A 14985-nucleotide genomic window follows, 5' to 3' on the forward strand; every position below is an offset into this window, starting at 1 on the left:
CCGACGCTGGCGCTAAGTTCGCGGAGATAATCTGCGGGCGACGGTGGCAAGAAAGCCCGGTCACCGGGGAGAGCACGAAGTAAGCCTGTAAACCATCGCGCAGGGAAAGCCGGAGTTGCTTCGGTTGATCTGTGGTCCTACCCCCGTGCTTTTTGTTGCACGGGGCCCACGGGTGCAACCGGCACCCGGCTTTCCCTGCGCCCTCACTTCGATGAGAGGGTGGAAAGTGAAGCAAGACTCGGACGCAACGCGCCGCGAGAACTTACATCCTCACTCCACCGTCATGCCCGCGAAGGCGGGCATCCAGTATCCCGCGGCCTCTCGGCATAAGCACTGACGTCTCTGGAATACTGGATCTCCGCCGGAGCCTGTCATCGGGCGGCGCTTAGCGCCGACCCGGTGGCGGACGATGACAGTGGAGAGCTGTTTGACATTTGAATCAGAAACTCGCCGCCCGTCATTGCGAGGAGCGAAGCGACGAAGCAATCCATGCCTCCACAAGCCGAGAAATGGATTGCTTCACTTCGCTCAATGACGGTCTCCGTCCCGCAGCCTATCCACCAAGCACGGAACAACATCTCCCCAATAATTCGCCGCCAGGTTGAACCTCACCGCCGCTTGTGTGACCAACTACCCGGGATGTTGTGGACGACGGGGGCTGACGACACACCATGAGAATCGCGTTGCTGGCGCTTTTGGGCCTGGCATTCGGTGCGCTGAGCGGCGCCGCGCTCGGCATCAGCGCCGGGCTTGCCTGGATCCAGATCTTCAAAACCTCGAATTTTGAAGGCTATAGCGGCATGCTGGTGTTCTTCACTTTCATGCCGCTGGGAGCCGTGATCGGCGGCATCGGCGGCGCGCTGCTGTTCGCCGTGATCGCGATCCGCGACGCTGAAACCGCGATCGAGCCCGAACCGGTCCCGCGTCTCGACCGCTGACGGACCGCAAAAGGCGGGAATCGCGAAAAAAGTCTGCATTTGTGCAATGCAAAAATAACAATTGCGTTCTGGCGCAACCACTCTATTTGAAGCGCTGAAATTTGAAGTGCAGCAATCTGGCGCGGCGTCGGTGCGGACGCCCTTTCGCCATTGCTGTTTTGCAATCCAGATTCGGGAAGACGATAAATGACAGAGCATAGTCTCTGGCGTTTTTCGCGCGCGTTTCATCGCGCGATCAACGAACGCCAGATAGCGGATGTTGCCGCCCTGATCGACGATGACGTCGAATGGGCGATTTACGGACCGATCGACCTGTTTTCCTTCTTCGGCGCACGCCAGGGCAAGGATGCCGTGCTCGAGGTGATCAGGCAGATGGCCGAGAACTTCCGTGTCCGCCGCTTCGATCGCGAGTCCATCATGCTGGGCGTCGATTCCGCGGCCTCGATGATGCGCTACTCGCTGACCTCGCTCGATTCGAGCAAGCCGATTTCGGTGCGGATCGCGCATTTCGCGCAATTCCGCGGCGGCCTTTTGACCCGCTTCCGCGTCCTGGTCGACAGCTTCGACCTGGTCGAGCAGACGGTCGGCTACCCGATCCATCTGCCGCGGATCGCAGTGGCGCAATAAGCACCTCGCCATCGTCATCATTCGCTGGACTAGTTTCGTCGTACCCGGGCGTTTCCCGGGTATCCAAATGCCTTCCTCTTGCCAGCCCCGGGAAGGCGCGGATGGCCGGGACACGAGCTGAACGCGTTTCACGCTCTTGTGCCCGGCCATGACGATCCGATTCGTGTTACATGCTGTCGCGCGATGAGAACGTTGCGTCACAATTTTGCGCTAGGATAAGGCGTATCGTTGCGGCTGGAATGCGGGCTGCGGGAATGACTTCCAAACGACGATCTGGCTGGGCGTGGTTGCCGGTACTGGCTGCGGGCTTTGGTTTCGCGATGGTGCTGCCGGCAGCGGCGCAGACCTCCGCGCAGATTTCCCCTTGGAGCGGTATCGACAACCCGACACCGGCTGCCGCGGAAGCCGCGCCCGAATCCGAATCCAGCGACGCCGACGTGATGAAGGACGTCGACGTCGACAAGCTCGACTGGAGCCTGCTCAGCGCCGATGCCTCGTCCTCCGATACCGTGCTGACGTCGAGGAAAGCCGCCGCGCCGAAGAAGGCTGATAGCAGTGATGCGGCATGGTCGGAGAACAACAACGCCAACGGCACCTCCGCGGTCTCGGTCAAGCAATCGATCTCGCCGTTCTGGGACACGCGGATCGGCGCCGACATGACGATCGCGCGGCAGGGCACGGGCACGCTGACCAATTCCGAACTGCTGTCGGAACGGCTCGCCAATGGCGGCAGCCTTCCGCAATCCTCCGGCACCGCCTGGGCCGCGGTGACAGCGCCGGGCGTCGCTTCGATCTGGGACAAGACCTCGGTCGAGGCCCGCGTCGATCCCGGCAGTGACCAGACCAGGTTCGGGACCTCGCTCAGCAAGTCGGTGCCGCTCGCCGACCAGTATTCGCTGACACTACAGAACGGCTACAATCTGATCCAGCAGGGCGTGGTGCCCGTCCCCGGCATCGTCAGCCATCCCTCGCGTAGCTACGAGGCCGATCAATCGGCCAGGCTGAGCATTAACGATCTGGGAACCAGCTTCATCGCCGGCCAGACGCTCGCCACCGGCGAGGACAAATGGCTGCACCGGATCGGCGCCGAGCAGAAGCTGTTCGATGGCATCACCATCTCCGGCTCGATCGGCGAAACCGCACAGGGCCCCGTCAACAGGAGCCTGACGGCCGGGTTCAAGCGCTCCTGGTGAGCCGGCCGCGGTCGCAATCCCTTAAGGAATGATCGAACCATTGCCGCAACTTGGCCTAGATGCGGTCAAAATCGGACGCCCATAGTTGCTCTTCACGTCGTCGTGCGGCGGGGGCCTTCCGCGCTCGCGTCATTGCGTAACAGAGGAATAGCCGATGAACGCCACCAATCGTTCCGAGCAAGTTGAAACGGAAGTAGAAGAGACGGAAATCGACAACAACCTCGCCGCCGTCTCGGACGTCGAGGCCGGCATCCGCGAATTCGTGCGCAACGATATCGCGTATCTGCGCCGGCCGCCGCAGGTGAGCACGGAACCACTCGAGCCGAACACCGAGGCCACCGTGAACAATGTCAACTCGCTGATCCAGCGCGTCGCCGGCACGTCGCTCGCGGAGATCGAGAAGTTGATCTCCGAGCTCGAAAGCCTGCGCGACCTCCTGCATGCCGAAGGCCAGCGCGTCCAGCGCGAGATCTCGGGCTACGCACAGCTCAGCCAGGCCGCGATGAAGTCGACCCGCATGATCGCCGACAACGTCACGCAGTGGAAACGCGCCGCCGACGGCCTGCGCAATAGCTGATCTCGGCGATTGCAATAAATTCAGACCGCCGCATCACCCGTGCGGAGGATGCGGCGGTTTCTATTTGACTAAAATGATTTGAACGATAAAAAGCGCAGCGCGCGACGAGGCATGATCCGAAGCGATCATGCTCAAGCAAAGAGCGCGATGATTTTTTGAGCGTGATCGTCTCCATCCGGATCACGCCACGACGGATGCCGCCCGGCAGGCCGTTCCTGGGGGAAACCAGCACTGATGCAGAGCGTTCGGCCTGACAACACCGATCCCATTCCGCTGCGGCAGTCGCCGCACAGTGTCGGCACCATCATGCTGCGCTTCGTCGGACTATTGATCGCGGCCACCGTGGTGATGGTGTTGATCTGGAGCCGCTGAGGCCGCACAGGCGGGTCGCCCGACGGCCTGGCCGCTCATGGTTAGCAGATGCTGAAAATCAGCGCCGGACGATGGCGCTGCTCTCGAGCGTGAAGGCGCCGTCGGCATAGCCCTTCACCACCATGCCGGTGGTCAGCATCACCGCAATCGTTACGGTCGCGAAAATAGCGCCCAGAACTTTCAGCGCGACACGATCTGCCATTGTCGTTCCCTACGGTGGTGCTTTCCCTGGGTCTGATATGGCCGGCAGAAAGTTCAAAATGGGTTAGCAAATAGATCGTTTCCGGAATTCGTCGGATACGGTTAAGAACGCAACGGTTCCCTTAAACCATGCAATCCGCGTTCAGTCCGCCTTCCGGCGCGGAACGAAGGCGGTGGCGAGGAACGAGAATACGAGTTCACCGCGCTGGTTGGTGCCGGTGTTGCGGCCCTGCAGAATGCCCCATTCGGGGCGCTTCTCGGAGGTGCGCTTGGTCTCGACCACATTGGCGTAGCTGATGGTGTCGCCGGCCAGCACCGGCTTGATCCAGCGCAGCTCGCGAAAGCCGGGCGACGGTCCCCACACGGGGACCTCTTCTCCGCGCGCAGCCATCTGCTGCGCCAGACGCTTGCCGTCGGCGACCAGGAGCTTCATGCAGACGGAGGCGACATGCCAGCCCGACGCCGCCAGGCCGCCGAACAGCGACTTCCGTCCCTCCTCCTCGTCGAGATGAAAGCGCTGCGGATCGAACTGCGCCGCGAACCGCTTGATGTCCTCGGCGGTGAAGGTGAACGAGCCGAGCTCGCGCCGCGTGCCGATCTCGATATCCTCAAAGAAGCGCATCGATGCTACCCCGCCGCCGCTTCGGCTCGCCGGCCGACGATGATCGGCGATTCCATCTCGCACAACACCACGCCGGCCGCGTTGCGCACGGTGCACTTGAAGGTGACGATGCCGGTCGAAGGCCGGCTGCGCGAGACCCGCGCGTCGACCACGTCGACATCCAGCGTCAAATCGTCGCCGGGGCGCAGCGGCGACAGCCAGCGCATCTCGTTGACGCCGGGTGAGCCGAGCGAGGCCGTGCGGCAGATAAAGCCGTCCGCCAGCATCCGCATCGTCAGCGAACCGAGATGCCAGCCCGAGCCGGACAGGCCCTTGAGCATCGATCGTTTCGCCGCCTCTTCGTCCAGATGCATCGGCTGTGGATCGAACTCGGCGGCAAAGGCCAGAATCTCCTCGCGCGTAACGTGGCGGGGACCGAAGGTGCCAAAATGGCCTATCTTGAAATCTTCGAAAGTAAGCGTCGTCATGCTGGGGATTTCTGAAGGGAGGGGCTGATTGTGGCCGTTATTTACGACAATCTCAACCCGCCCGCCCACATGGCTTGCTTTCAAGGAAGACCACCATAGCGGGGGAGTACCGGCCCCGCGTACCGCTCCCCGACTTGCCCGGACACAGGTTCGGAGCTAGCCCTGCTTCGGCGCGATTCGAAATCGATTGGCCGGGAGAATCACCGATGTTCGATTTTCAAGACCTGTTCCAGTGGGACCGCTTCATTACCCCCACGATCATCAAGACGTTCTACTGGCTGGTCATCGGCGTGATCGTGCTGTTCGGCATTTACGGAATCCTCTGGAGCCTCGCCGCCATGGCGATCAGCCCGTTCGGCGGCTTCATCCTGCTGCTCGCCTCGCTCACCAGCATCGTGGTCGGCATCGTGCTCTCGCGCATCGTCGCCGAATTCATCCTGATCGTGTTCCGCATCAATGAGCATCTCGGCGCGATCCGCGACCAGGGCGGGATGCGATGATCAGGTATTGAACCTGAAATGCATCACGTCGCCATCGGCGACGACATAGTCCTTGCCCTCGAGCCGCAGCTTGCCGGCATCGCGGGCGCCGGCTTCGCCGCCGAGCGCGACGTAGTCGTCATAGGCGATGGTCTCGGCTCGGATGAAGCCCTTCTCGAAATCGGTATGGATCACGCCGGCCGCCTGCGGCGCCTTGGTGCCGCGGTCGATGGTCCAGGCCCGCGCCTCCTTTGGGCCCACGGTGAAATAGGTGATGAGATGGAGCAGTTCGTAGCCGGCGCGGATCAGCCGGTCCAGGCCGGCCTCCTCGAGCCCGAGCGTCTCCAGGAATTCGGTGCGCTCCTCGCGTGACAGCGTTGCGATCTCGGATTCGATCTTGGCGGAGATCACGACGGCGACCGCGCCCTCCTTCTTCGCGTGCTCGAACACCTGCTTGGAAAAGCTGTTGCCATCCTTCGCGGAAGCTTCCTCGACATTGCAGACATAAAGCACCGGCTTGGAACTCAGAAGCCCCAGCATGCGGAAGGCGCGCTCCTCCTCCGGCTTGCGCTCGAGAGCGCGCGCGGGCTTCCCTTCGCGCAGCAGCACCAGGGTGCGGTTGACGAGGTCGAGCTGCTCCTTGGCCTCCTTGTCGTTGCCCTTGGCTTTCTTGGTGAGATTGTCGACGCGCTTCTCGAGGCTGTCGAGATCGGCCAGCATCAATTCGGTTTCGATGGTCTCGATGTCGGCCAGCGGCGCGATCTTGCCCTCGACATGGGTGATGTCGGAATCCTCGAAGCAGCGCACCACATGCGCGACCGCATCGACCTCACGGATATTGGCGAGGAACTGGTTTCCGAGCCCTTCCCCCTTGGAAGCGCCGCGGACCAGGCCGGCGATGTCGACGAAGGTCAGCCGGGTCGGAATGATCTGCGCCGACTTTGCCACCGCTGCGAGCCTGTCGAGCCGCGGATCAGGAACAGCGACTTCGCCGACATTTGGCTCAATGGTGCAGAACGGATAGTTCGCCGCTTGCGCCGCAGCCGTTTCCGTCAGCGCATTGAACAGCGTCGACTTGCCGACATTGGGCAACCCGACGATCCCGCATTTGAATCCCATCGTACTTTCCGATCTCCCGCGCGAATGTGCAGCGGCTGAATTGACTGAGGTCGCCCTCGATGACGAGCGTTACTTTCCGCCCTCTTCCTTGCTGTCGAAAAACCCCTTCGCCTGCAAAGTCAGGTGTACCTTGTTCTGGAACGACGAGTCCTGCCCCGCCGCGAGCAGGCCAGCATTGTCGGCGATCGCCTCGCAGAGCGCCTCGACCCACGGCCGGTCGCTCTTGGCGAAGTCCGACAGCACGTGGCTGTGCACGAGTTCCTTGATCCCGGGATGACCGATCCCGAGCCGGACGCGGCGATACTCATTGCCGATATGGGCTGAGATCGAGCGCAAGCCGTTATGCCCGGCGATGCCGCCGCCGATCTTCACGCGCACCTTCGCCGGCGGCAGCTCGAGCTCGTCCTGGAACACGGTGATGTCGGCGGCCGAAAGCTTGAAGAAATTCTGCGCTTCCTGCACCGCGCGCCCGGACTCGTTCATGTAGGTGGTCGGCTTCAGCAGCACCACCTTCTCATGGCCGAGCACGCCGTCGGATGCCTCGCCCTGAAAGCGACGGCGCCATGGTGCAAAACCATGACGCCGCGCAATCTCATCGACGGCCATGAACCCGATGTTGTGCCGGTTGTCAGCGTATTTCGCGCCAGGATTACCGAGGCCAACAAAGAGTCGCATGACGCGGCATCCCGCGTCCGCTTACTTCTTCTTGTCGCCGGCCGGCGCCTTGGCAGCACCCGCCGCCGGAGCCGCAGCACCCGCCGCCGGAGCAGCCGCGGCCGGAGCCGCAGCGCCTGCCGCCGGGGCCGCACCTGCGGCAGCCGCCTTCTGTTCTTCGGCATAGCCGGACGGCGGCACGATGGTCACCAGCGTGGCGTCCTCGCGCGACAGCGCCTTCACGCCCTTCGGCAGCTTGATGTCGGACAGATGCAGCGAGTAGCTGATTTCCAGCGCGCCGACATCGGCGTCGATGTACTGCGGAATGTTTTCGACCGAGCATTCGAGGTCGATCGTGTGGGTGACGATGTTGACGGTGCCGCCGCGCTTCACGCCGGGCGCCGTTTCCGCGTTGATGACATGCAGGGGGACGCTGACGCGGATGGTCGCGCCTTCGCCGAGCCGCATGAAATCGACATGAAGCGGGAAGTCCTTCACCGGGTCGAGGTGATAGTCGCGCGGAATCACGCGGTGCTTCTTGCCCTCGAGATCGATGTCGAACAGCGTCGTCAGGAACCGGCCTGCGAGGATGCGCTGGCGCAGCTCGCGATCATCCACCGAGATCGGCAGCGGGGGCTTGTTGTCACCATAGATCACTCCGGGAACTCTCCCGGCGCGACGCTCAGCCCGGGCGGCCCCCTTGCCGCTCTTCGGACGTGCGGTCGCCTTCAATTCCTTGACGGTCGCCATCAGTCTAAGTCCTTGTTTTGCAAAAAGTTAAAGGCCGCATCGCGGCCCCGTTTCGCGCGCCGCAGCAAGCCTCCAGGGGTGCGGGGGCTGCGGACGTGGCGGGCTTTTAGCCCCAAAGGGCCGAAATGACAAGGAGAATGGGCGAGCCGAAGGGAATCCGTAGTCCGGGTGGAGCAAGCGTGACCCGGGGAAACTAGGTCTGGCGACGGTTCCGGGTTGCGCTGCGCTCCACCCGGGCTGCGGACGGGATCAGGTCCCTCCGAGCTTGGCCTCCAGCGCTGCGATCCGCGCCTTCAGCGCCTCGTTCTCCTCGCGCGCCAGGCGGGCCATGTCCTTCACCGCTTCGAACTCCTCGCGCCGCACGACGTCGAGGTCGCGCAGGACGCGTTCGGCCTGGTTGCGCATGACCGAGTCGACTTCGCGCTTGACGCCCTGGGCGGCGCCGGCGGCGTCATTCATGAGGCGGCCGATCTCGTCGAAAAACCGGTTCGTGGTCTGGGTCATCTGGCGCTCCGCGCTCCCGTGGGCGATCAAGCTTGGGCGATCAAGACAATGGCAATCAAAAGCGCGTGGTTCAAGACCGCAAACGACCCATGATGGCGCTTGCCTTGTCATGCTCCGGTTTCCTTGCAATCGTATTCAACGCCCAAGGACGAAGAATCACGAACCAAAGAAACGCCCATGATCGACCAGCAGATCGATATCCCCACCAAGGACGGCAGGACCACCACTTTCATCACCCATCCCGAACGCGGCGGCCCATTCCCCGTGATCATCTTTTATATGGACGCGCCGGCGATCCGCGAAGAGCTGCGCGACATGGCGCGCCGGCTCGGCACGTCAGGCTATTACGTGATGCTGCCGAACCTCTATTACCGCGCCGGCGTGATGGAGCTCGGGCCGATCAATCCCGATCCGGAATCGCCCGAGCGCAAGCGCATGTTCGAATTGATGCACTCGATCAACATCCCCATGGTGATGGAAGACACCAGGGCTCTGCTCGCCTATGCCGAGGGCCAGGCCGCCGCGAACACGCGCCTCGTCGGCACCGTCGGCTATTGCATGAGCGGGCGCTACGCCATCAATGCGGCGACGCATTTCACCGATCGCGTCAAGGCCGCCGCCTCGGTCTACGGCACGCATCTGGCGACCGATCAGCCCGACAGTCCGCACCTGGCGGCCGGGAAGACCAAGGCCGAGCTCTATTTCGCCTGCGCCGAAACCGACATCTACGCACCGATGGAGATCATCGAAAAAGTGCAGGCCGGCATGAAGGGATCGAACAACGAGGTCGAGATCTATCCCGCCACCCATCACGGCTTCGCCTTCCCGAAACGTCCGGTCTATCATCGTGATGCAGCCGAGCAGCACTGGGAGCGGCTATTGGCGCTCTATCGCCGCAATCTATCCGCATAGCCTGAGGTGCGATGCCCTTCCTCTTGATCGATTTCCCCGTGTTCGATCCGGTCGCCATCTCGATCGGACCGATCGCGATCCGCTGGTACGCGCTCGCCTACATCTGCGGCATCGTGCTCGGCTGGATCTATGCGCGGGCGATGATCAAGAACGAGAAATTGTGGGGCGGCCCGGCGCCGATCACGCTCGTCCAGATGGACGATTTCATCCTCTGGGTCACGCTCGGCATCATCGTCGGCGGCCGTACCGGCTATGTGCTGTTCTACAACCTGCCCTTTTTCGTCCAGCATCCCGCCGAGATCTTCGAACTGTGGAAGGGCGGCATGTCTTTCCATGGCGGCTTCCTCGGCTGCGTGGTCGCAGTGATGTGGTTTGCACGCCGGAACCACGTCCCGATCCTGTCGCTCGGCGACATGACCACCGCGGTCGCGCCGATCGGCTTGTTCCTCGGCCGGCTCGCCAACTTCATCAACAGCGAATTGTGGGGCCGGCCCGCCGATCCAAGTCTGCCCTGGGCTATGGTGTTTCCCAATGGCGGGCCATTGCCGCGGCATCCGAGCCAGCTCTATGAAGCGGGGCTCGAGGGCATCCTGCTGTTCACGATACTGGCGGTGATGATCCGAATGGGTGCATTGAAGCGGCCCGGCCTGGTGCTCGGCAGCTTCATCTTGATCTACGGCATCGGCCGCATCATCGGCGAACACTTCCGCGAGCCCGACCCGCAGCTCGGATTCCTGTGGCGCGGGCTAACCATGGGAATGCTGTTGTCGGTGCCGATGGTTATTGTCGGCATTATCATGGTCGTGATGGCTTGGCGCCGCAGGGCGCCGCAGCCGGTACCGAGTTCGATTTAAGGCTGGATGTGACCAAAGTTTCGCCCCTGCTGTCCGAGATCAAGAAGCTCATCAAATCATCCGGCCCGATGCCGGTCTGGCGCTACATGGAACTATGCCTGATGCATCCGGAGCACGGCTATTACGTGTCGCGCGACCCGCTGGGCCGTGAAGGCGATTTCACCACCGCGCCCGAGGTCAGCCAGATGTTCGGCGAGCTCCTCGGTCTGTGGTCCGCCTCGATCTGGCGTGCGATCGGTTCGCCTGACTTGCTGCGGCTGGTCGAGATCGGCCCCGGCCGCGGCACCATGATGGCGGATGCGCTGCGGGCGCTGCGGGTGCTGCCGCCGCTCTATCAGGCGCTCAGCGTGCATCTGGTCGAGATCAATCCGGTGCTGCGCGAGAAGCAACGCGCGACCTTGGGCAATGTCGGCGACATCACCTGGCACGCGAGCATCGACGATGTGCCCGACGGCCCGGCGGTGATCCTCGCCAATGAGTATTTCGACGTGCTGCCGATCCACCAGGTGGTGAGGCGCGAGAACGGCTGGCACGAACGCGTGATCCAGCTCGACAGCAATGGCAACCTCGCATTCGGCGCCGCGCCCGAGCCGATGCCGCGCTTCGAGGTGCTGCTGCCGCCGCTGGTGCGCGCCGCGCCCTTAGGTGCGGTGTTCGAATGGCGGCCCGACACCGAGATCATGAAGCTCGCCAGCCGCGTGCGCGACCAGGACGGCGCGGCGCTGATCATCGACTACGGCCACATGCGCAGCGACGCCGGCGACACCTTCCAGGCCATCGCCCGCCACAGTTTTTCCGATCCCCTGAAGAATCCGGGCCAGGCCGACGTCACCGCCCATGTCGATTTCCAGGCGCTGGCACGCGCCGCCGAAGATGTCGGCGCACGCGTCCACGGTCCGGTGACGCAGGGCGAATTCTTGAAGCGCCTCGGCATCGAGGCGCGCGCTGCGGGATTGATGGCCAAGGCCACGCCCGAAGTCGCCTCCGAGATCGCCGGCGCACTGAGACGATTGACCGACAGCGGCCGCGGCGGCATGGGCTCGATGTTCAAGGCCATGGCGATCTCCGACCCGGAGCTCGCCTCGATCGCGGGCCTGAGCGACTACCCACAGGATGCGGCACGTTCATGACCCTGGCTTCCCCGCTGCTCTCAGCCGTTCCCGGCCTGCGCCACGCCTTCTTCTCGCGCGAAGGCGGCGTGTCCGAAGGGATCTATGCCGGCCTCAACGGCGGCATCGGCTCCAATGACGATGCCAACAACGTCGCGGAAAACCGCCGGCGCATGGCCGAGCGCATGGGCGTTCAACCCGATCGCCTGCTCACGCTCTATCAGGTGCATTCGCCCGATGTCGTGGTCGCAACCACGCCATGGGCGAGCAATGCGCGGCCGAAGGCCGACGCCATTGTCACCCGCAATGAGAACCTTGCGATCGGCGTCACCGCGGCCGACTGCGGGCCGATCCTGTTTGTCGATCCGAATGCGCGCGTGATCGGCGCGGCCCATGCCGGCTGGAAGGGCGCGCTCACCGGCGTGTTGGAATCCACCGTCAAGGCGATGGAAAGGCTAGGTGCCGACCGCGGTAGCATCGTCGCCGCGATCGGGCCCCTGATCCGCCAGCCCTCCTATGAAGTGGGGCCCGAATTCGTTGCGCGCTTTCTGGAGGCCGATGCGGACAACGCCCTGTTCTTCCTGCCCGGCGAACGCGAAGGGCATGCCATGTTCGACCTCGGCGGTTACATTCGGATGCGGCTGGAGAACGCCGGTATCCTGATGATTGACGACACCGGCATCGACACCTATTCGGACGAGCGCTTCTACAGCTACCGCCGCTCGGTGCATCGGAAGGAAGGCGATTATGGCCGCCACGTTCACGCCATCGCCCTGGAAAAATGACTGCAGCCAGCGCAAGTGCTTAAACTTCAACGAAAATTTCGATCAATGTCCGGAATCTGCCGAATAAGCGCTGTGGCCGCGACGCCCTAGACCTTAACGTATTTTAACGATATCCGGGGGATGATGAGCGACACCATCGTCACCCTGTCCCGAATTACGCGCGCCGCGATGGCCGCAACGTTGCTGCTCGCGGCCTGCGCGCTCGGCGGTTGCGCCAACAGTGGCGCGGCGAGCAATTCCTATGCGATGGCCGGCGCGAGCGGTTCGACGGTCGCGTTCGAATCGATCGACGGCCCGCCGCCGCAGGTGTTCGACCGCATGGTGGGCGTGCTGGACAGCGAATCGAAACTCCGCGATCTCGCGATCGTCTCGCGCGAAGGTACGGCCGCCTACCGCGTGCGCAGCTATCTCTCGGCGCAGGTCGTGCGCGGCAAGACTGTCATCGCCTGGGTCTGGGACGTCTATGACGCCAACCAGCAGCGCGCGCTGCGTCTCTCCGGCGAAGAAGCGGCCGGCAAGTCGGGCCGTGACGCATGGGCTTCCGCCGACGACCTTGTCCTGCGCAAGATCGCACAAGCGGGCTTGAGCGGTCTCAGCAATATGATCAATGGCGGCCCGACTGACGCGCGGCCACCCGCCTCGGCACCCAGCCGGCAGGGACCTGCGGTCGCGAGCGCTCCCGCACCCGAAGAATCCGGGGCGGTAGCTCTCGGCTACAGCGCTAACTAAACGTTCGGGATAGTCAAAAAGCTGTCATTTTTTGGCCGGGATAACGGGTGTGACGGGTTGCCGCTGCGTCATCCCCCTGATATCTCGTCGCCCATCGAAACCCGCCGGTTCTGTAGGTACTTGAGATGTTGGACATGGTATCGAGCAAACCCCGGGGAGAAGCGTCCATGTCGGCCAAGAACGGCGCAATCAAGCTGGTAGCTGGCAATTCCAACCCTGTGCTGGCGCAGCAGATCGCCGACGGGCTTGGGATGTCCCTGACCAAGGCGGTGGTCCGGCGCTTCGCTGATATGGAGATCTTCGTCGAGATCCAGGAAAACGTCCGCGGCTCCGATGTCTTCATCCTGCAGTCGACGTCGTTTCCGGCCAACGACCATCTGATGGAACTCCTGATCATCACCGACGCGCTGCGCCGGGCTTCCGCGCGCCGCATCACGGCGGTCGTGCCCTATTTCGGCTATGCGCGGCAGGACCGCAAATCGGGCTCGCGTACCCCAATCTCGGCGAAGCTGGTCGCCAACCTGATCACCCATGCCGGCGCCGACCGCGTGATGACGCTCGATCTGCATGCCGGCCAGATCCAGGGTTTCTTCGATATCCCGACCGACAATCTCTACGCCTCGCCGGTGATGGTCCGCGATATCCGCGACCGCTTCGCGCTGAGCAATGTGATGGTGGTGTCGCCCGACGTCGGCGGCGTGGTCCGCGCGCGCGGCCTCGCCAAACGCATCAACACGCCGCTGGCCATCATCGACAAGCGTCGTGAGCGGCCGGGCGAATCGGAAGTGATGAACGTGATCGGCGATGTCGCCGGCTACACCTGCATCCTCGTCGATGACATCGTGGATTCCGGCGGCACGCTGGTGAACGCGGCCGACGCCCTGATCGCCAACGGCGCCAAGGAAGTGTTCGCCTATATCACCCATGGCGTCTTGTCCGGCGGCGCCGCAGCGCGCATCGCCTCGTCCAAGCTGAAAGAGCTCGTCATCACCGACTCGATCCTGCCGACCGAGGCGGTGAGGAATTCCGCCAACATCCGCACCCTCTCGATCGCCGGCCTGATCTCCGAGGCGATCGCCCGCACCGCTGCGGAAGAGTCGGTGTCGAGTTTGTTCGACTAAACATCCCAAGCCCCGTCATTCCGGGGCGCGCGTCAGCGCGAGCCCGGAATCCATTTGACCACGGAAGACGTGCTCAATGGATTCCGGGCCTGCGTGCTTCGCACGCATCCCGGAATGACGGCGTCTGTTACCCCACGATCCCCGCGGCGACCTGGCCACGCAGGCGCTCGAGGCTGTGCAGCGTGTTGGCGCAGGCTTCCGCGACTTCGACGCCCTTGATGGCGAAATGCTTGCGGAAGAAATCGTAATGCACCTCGGTCTCATGGAACTGCTGCGGCGTCAGCACGGCCGAGAACACCGGCACCTCCGTGCGCAACTGCACGTCCATCAGCGCCTTGATCACGGTGTCGGCGACGAATTCGTGGCGGTAGATGCCGCCATCGACGACGAGGCCCGCGGCGACGATCGCCGTGTAGCGGCGCGTCTTGGCGAGGATCTGCGCATGCAGCGGAATCTCGAACGAGCCGGGCACCTCGAACACGTCGATATTGGTGACGTGGCGCGCCTCCATCTCGGCGAGGAAGGCGATGCGGCATTCCTCCACCACGTCGCGATGCCAGGACGATTGCACGAACGCAACCCGCTGCGGCTTGACGAAACGCGGATAGGTGGGCGCCGGCGGCAGCTCTGATGTTGTCGGCGCGGCGGCCGCGGGCGACTGGACTTCTTCGGCTTCGGGAGTTTGGACTTCGGCTTCTTGCAACATCTGATTCATGGCTTTCCTCTTTCAGGACCAGAATCAGGGCATACGGAAAACGACTGTAGCCACGCGCGATGGCGAGGCTGCCGCAACCGTTCTCTTTCATCCGGACTTTGACCGTCGGCTTCGGAGTTGCACCGAATCTGCTGACCCTTCCTCCCTGGAGGAGAAAGGCGCTCGCGGGCTTGGGCCATCAGGCCCTTACCGCCGGTGGGGACTTTCACCCCGCCCTGAGAACATCGACCGCCCGGAATGGACGACCTTCCCAAAGC

Annotated in this window: 20 protein-coding genes and 1 riboswitch; of the genes, 12 read left to right on the forward strand and 8 right to left on the reverse strand. The window is 63.2% G+C overall.

Annotation, left to right across the window (positions count from 1 at the left end):
* Window positions 1-671 precede the first annotated feature (671 nt).
* From I6F35_RS23870 to I6F35_RS23890, 5 genes are all read left to right on the forward strand, one after another.
* Entirely contained in the window at window positions 672-938 is a 267-nt protein-coding gene (locus I6F35_RS23870) for a hypothetical protein (RefSeq protein ID WP_225120105.1), read from the forward strand.
* 186 nt (window positions 939-1124) lie between these two features.
* On the forward strand, window positions 1125-1565 hold the full coding sequence (locus I6F35_RS23875; protein WP_225120106.1) for a nuclear transport factor 2 family protein: 441 nt from the start codon (window positions 1125-1127) through the stop codon (window positions 1563-1565).
* Window positions 1566-1819: 254 nt separating this feature from the next.
* Window positions 1820-2758, forward strand: a complete 939-nt coding sequence (locus tag I6F35_RS23880) for a hypothetical protein (protein ID WP_225120107.1) — start codon at window positions 1820-1822, stop codon at window positions 2756-2758.
* Between the two features lie 154 nt (window positions 2759-2912).
* Window positions 2913-3335, forward strand: a complete 423-nt coding sequence (locus I6F35_RS23885; RefSeq protein ID WP_225120108.1) for a hypothetical protein — start codon at window positions 2913-2915, stop codon at window positions 3333-3335.
* A 234-nt stretch (window positions 3336-3569) separates the two neighbouring features.
* On the forward strand, window positions 3570-3707 hold the full coding sequence (locus I6F35_RS23890; protein ID WP_165435628.1) for a hypothetical protein: 138 nt from the start codon (window positions 3570-3572) through the stop codon (window positions 3705-3707).
* Window positions 3708-3765: 58 nt separating this feature from the next.
* Here the strand turns inward: I6F35_RS23890 and I6F35_RS23895 are convergent, their stop codons facing one another.
* The 3 genes from I6F35_RS23895 to I6F35_RS23905 all read right to left on the reverse strand — a co-directional run bounded on the left by I6F35_RS23895 (window position 3766) and on the right by I6F35_RS23905 (window position 4997).
* On the reverse strand, window positions 3766-3909 hold the full coding sequence (locus I6F35_RS23895; protein WP_225120109.1) for a hypothetical protein: 144 nt from the start codon (window positions 3907-3909) through the stop codon (window positions 3766-3768).
* Between the two features lie 141 nt (window positions 3910-4050).
* Window positions 4051-4530 (reverse strand): MaoC family dehydratase, encoded by a 480-nt coding sequence (locus I6F35_RS23900; protein WP_225120110.1) that lies wholly within the window; start codon window positions 4528-4530, stop codon window positions 4051-4053.
* Between the two features lie 5 nt (window positions 4531-4535).
* A complete protein-coding gene (locus tag I6F35_RS23905; RefSeq protein WP_225120111.1) occupies window positions 4536-4997 on the reverse strand; it encodes a MaoC family dehydratase in 462 nt (153 codons plus the stop codon).
* 206 nt (window positions 4998-5203) lie between these two features.
* On the opposite strand from I6F35_RS23905, the gene I6F35_RS23910 reads away from it, so the two are divergent.
* Complete coding sequence (locus tag I6F35_RS23910) at window positions 5204-5497, forward strand: DUF4282 domain-containing protein (protein WP_225120112.1); 294 nt, start codon at window positions 5204-5206, stop codon at window positions 5495-5497.
* Here the strand turns inward: I6F35_RS23910 and ychF are convergent, their stop codons facing one another.
* From ychF to I6F35_RS23930, 4 genes are all read right to left on the reverse strand, one after another.
* On the reverse strand, window positions 5498-6595 hold the full coding sequence (gene ychF / locus I6F35_RS23915; protein WP_225120113.1) for a redox-regulated ATPase YchF: 1098 nt from the start codon (window positions 6593-6595) through the stop codon (window positions 5498-5500).
* 69 nt (window positions 6596-6664) lie between these two features.
* Window positions 6665-7270 (reverse strand): aminoacyl-tRNA hydrolase, encoded by a 606-nt coding sequence (gene pth / locus I6F35_RS23920; protein ID WP_225120114.1) that lies wholly within the window; start codon window positions 7268-7270, stop codon window positions 6665-6667.
* A gap of 21 nt (window positions 7271-7291) precedes the next feature.
* Entirely contained in the window at window positions 7292-7999 is a 708-nt protein-coding gene (locus I6F35_RS23925; RefSeq protein WP_225120115.1) for a 50S ribosomal protein L25/general stress protein Ctc, read from the reverse strand.
* A gap of 249 nt (window positions 8000-8248) precedes the next feature.
* Window positions 8249-8503 (reverse strand): accessory factor UbiK family protein, encoded by a 255-nt coding sequence (locus tag I6F35_RS23930; RefSeq protein WP_130583256.1) that lies wholly within the window; start codon window positions 8501-8503, stop codon window positions 8249-8251.
* A 177-nt stretch (window positions 8504-8680) separates the two neighbouring features.
* Between I6F35_RS23930 and I6F35_RS23935 the strand changes: the two genes are divergently transcribed.
* The 6 genes from I6F35_RS23935 (at window position 8681) to I6F35_RS23960 (ending at window position 14013) form a co-directional block, all read left to right on the forward strand.
* Entirely contained in the window at window positions 8681-9415 is a 735-nt protein-coding gene (locus I6F35_RS23935; protein ID WP_225120116.1) for a dienelactone hydrolase family protein, read from the forward strand.
* An 11-nt stretch (window positions 9416-9426) separates the two neighbouring features.
* Window positions 9427-10269: a prolipoprotein diacylglyceryl transferase gene (gene lgt, locus I6F35_RS23940; RefSeq protein ID WP_225120117.1), complete on the forward strand. Its 843-nt coding sequence runs from the start codon at window positions 9427-9429 to the stop codon at window positions 10267-10269.
* Between the two features lie 68 nt (window positions 10270-10337).
* Window positions 10338-11399 (forward strand): SAM-dependent methyltransferase, encoded by a 1062-nt coding sequence (locus tag I6F35_RS23945; RefSeq protein ID WP_225120224.1) that lies wholly within the window; start codon window positions 10338-10340, stop codon window positions 11397-11399.
* On the forward strand, window positions 11396-12163 hold the full coding sequence (gene pgeF / locus I6F35_RS23950; protein WP_225120118.1) for a peptidoglycan editing factor PgeF: 768 nt from the start codon (window positions 11396-11398) through the stop codon (window positions 12161-12163). Before I6F35_RS23945 ends, pgeF begins: the two co-directional genes overlap by 4 nt.
* Before the next feature lie 123 nt (window positions 12164-12286).
* Complete coding sequence (locus I6F35_RS23955; protein WP_225120119.1) at window positions 12287-12892, forward strand: hypothetical protein; 606 nt, start codon at window positions 12287-12289, stop codon at window positions 12890-12892.
* Window positions 12893-13059: 167 nt separating this feature from the next.
* Window positions 13060-14013 carry a ribose-phosphate pyrophosphokinase gene (locus I6F35_RS23960; RefSeq protein ID WP_225120120.1) on the forward strand — a complete coding sequence of 318 codons (954 nt, stop codon included), beginning with the start codon at window positions 13060-13062 and terminating at the stop codon, window positions 14011-14013.
* 127 nt (window positions 14014-14140) lie between these two features.
* On the opposite strand, the gene I6F35_RS23965 is transcribed toward I6F35_RS23960, so the two are convergent.
* Entirely contained in the window at window positions 14141-14728 is a 588-nt protein-coding gene (locus I6F35_RS23965) for a 6,7-dimethyl-8-ribityllumazine synthase (RefSeq protein ID WP_225120121.1), read from the reverse strand.
* A 75-nt stretch (window positions 14729-14803) separates the two neighbouring features.
* Window positions 14804-14955: riboswitch (FMN riboswitch) on the reverse strand.
* Window positions 14956-14985: the final 30 nt, after the last annotated feature.

This window comes from Bradyrhizobium sp. BRP22, from assembly GCF_020194175.1.
Lineage (GTDB): Bacteria > Pseudomonadota > Alphaproteobacteria > Rhizobiales > Xanthobacteraceae > Bradyrhizobium.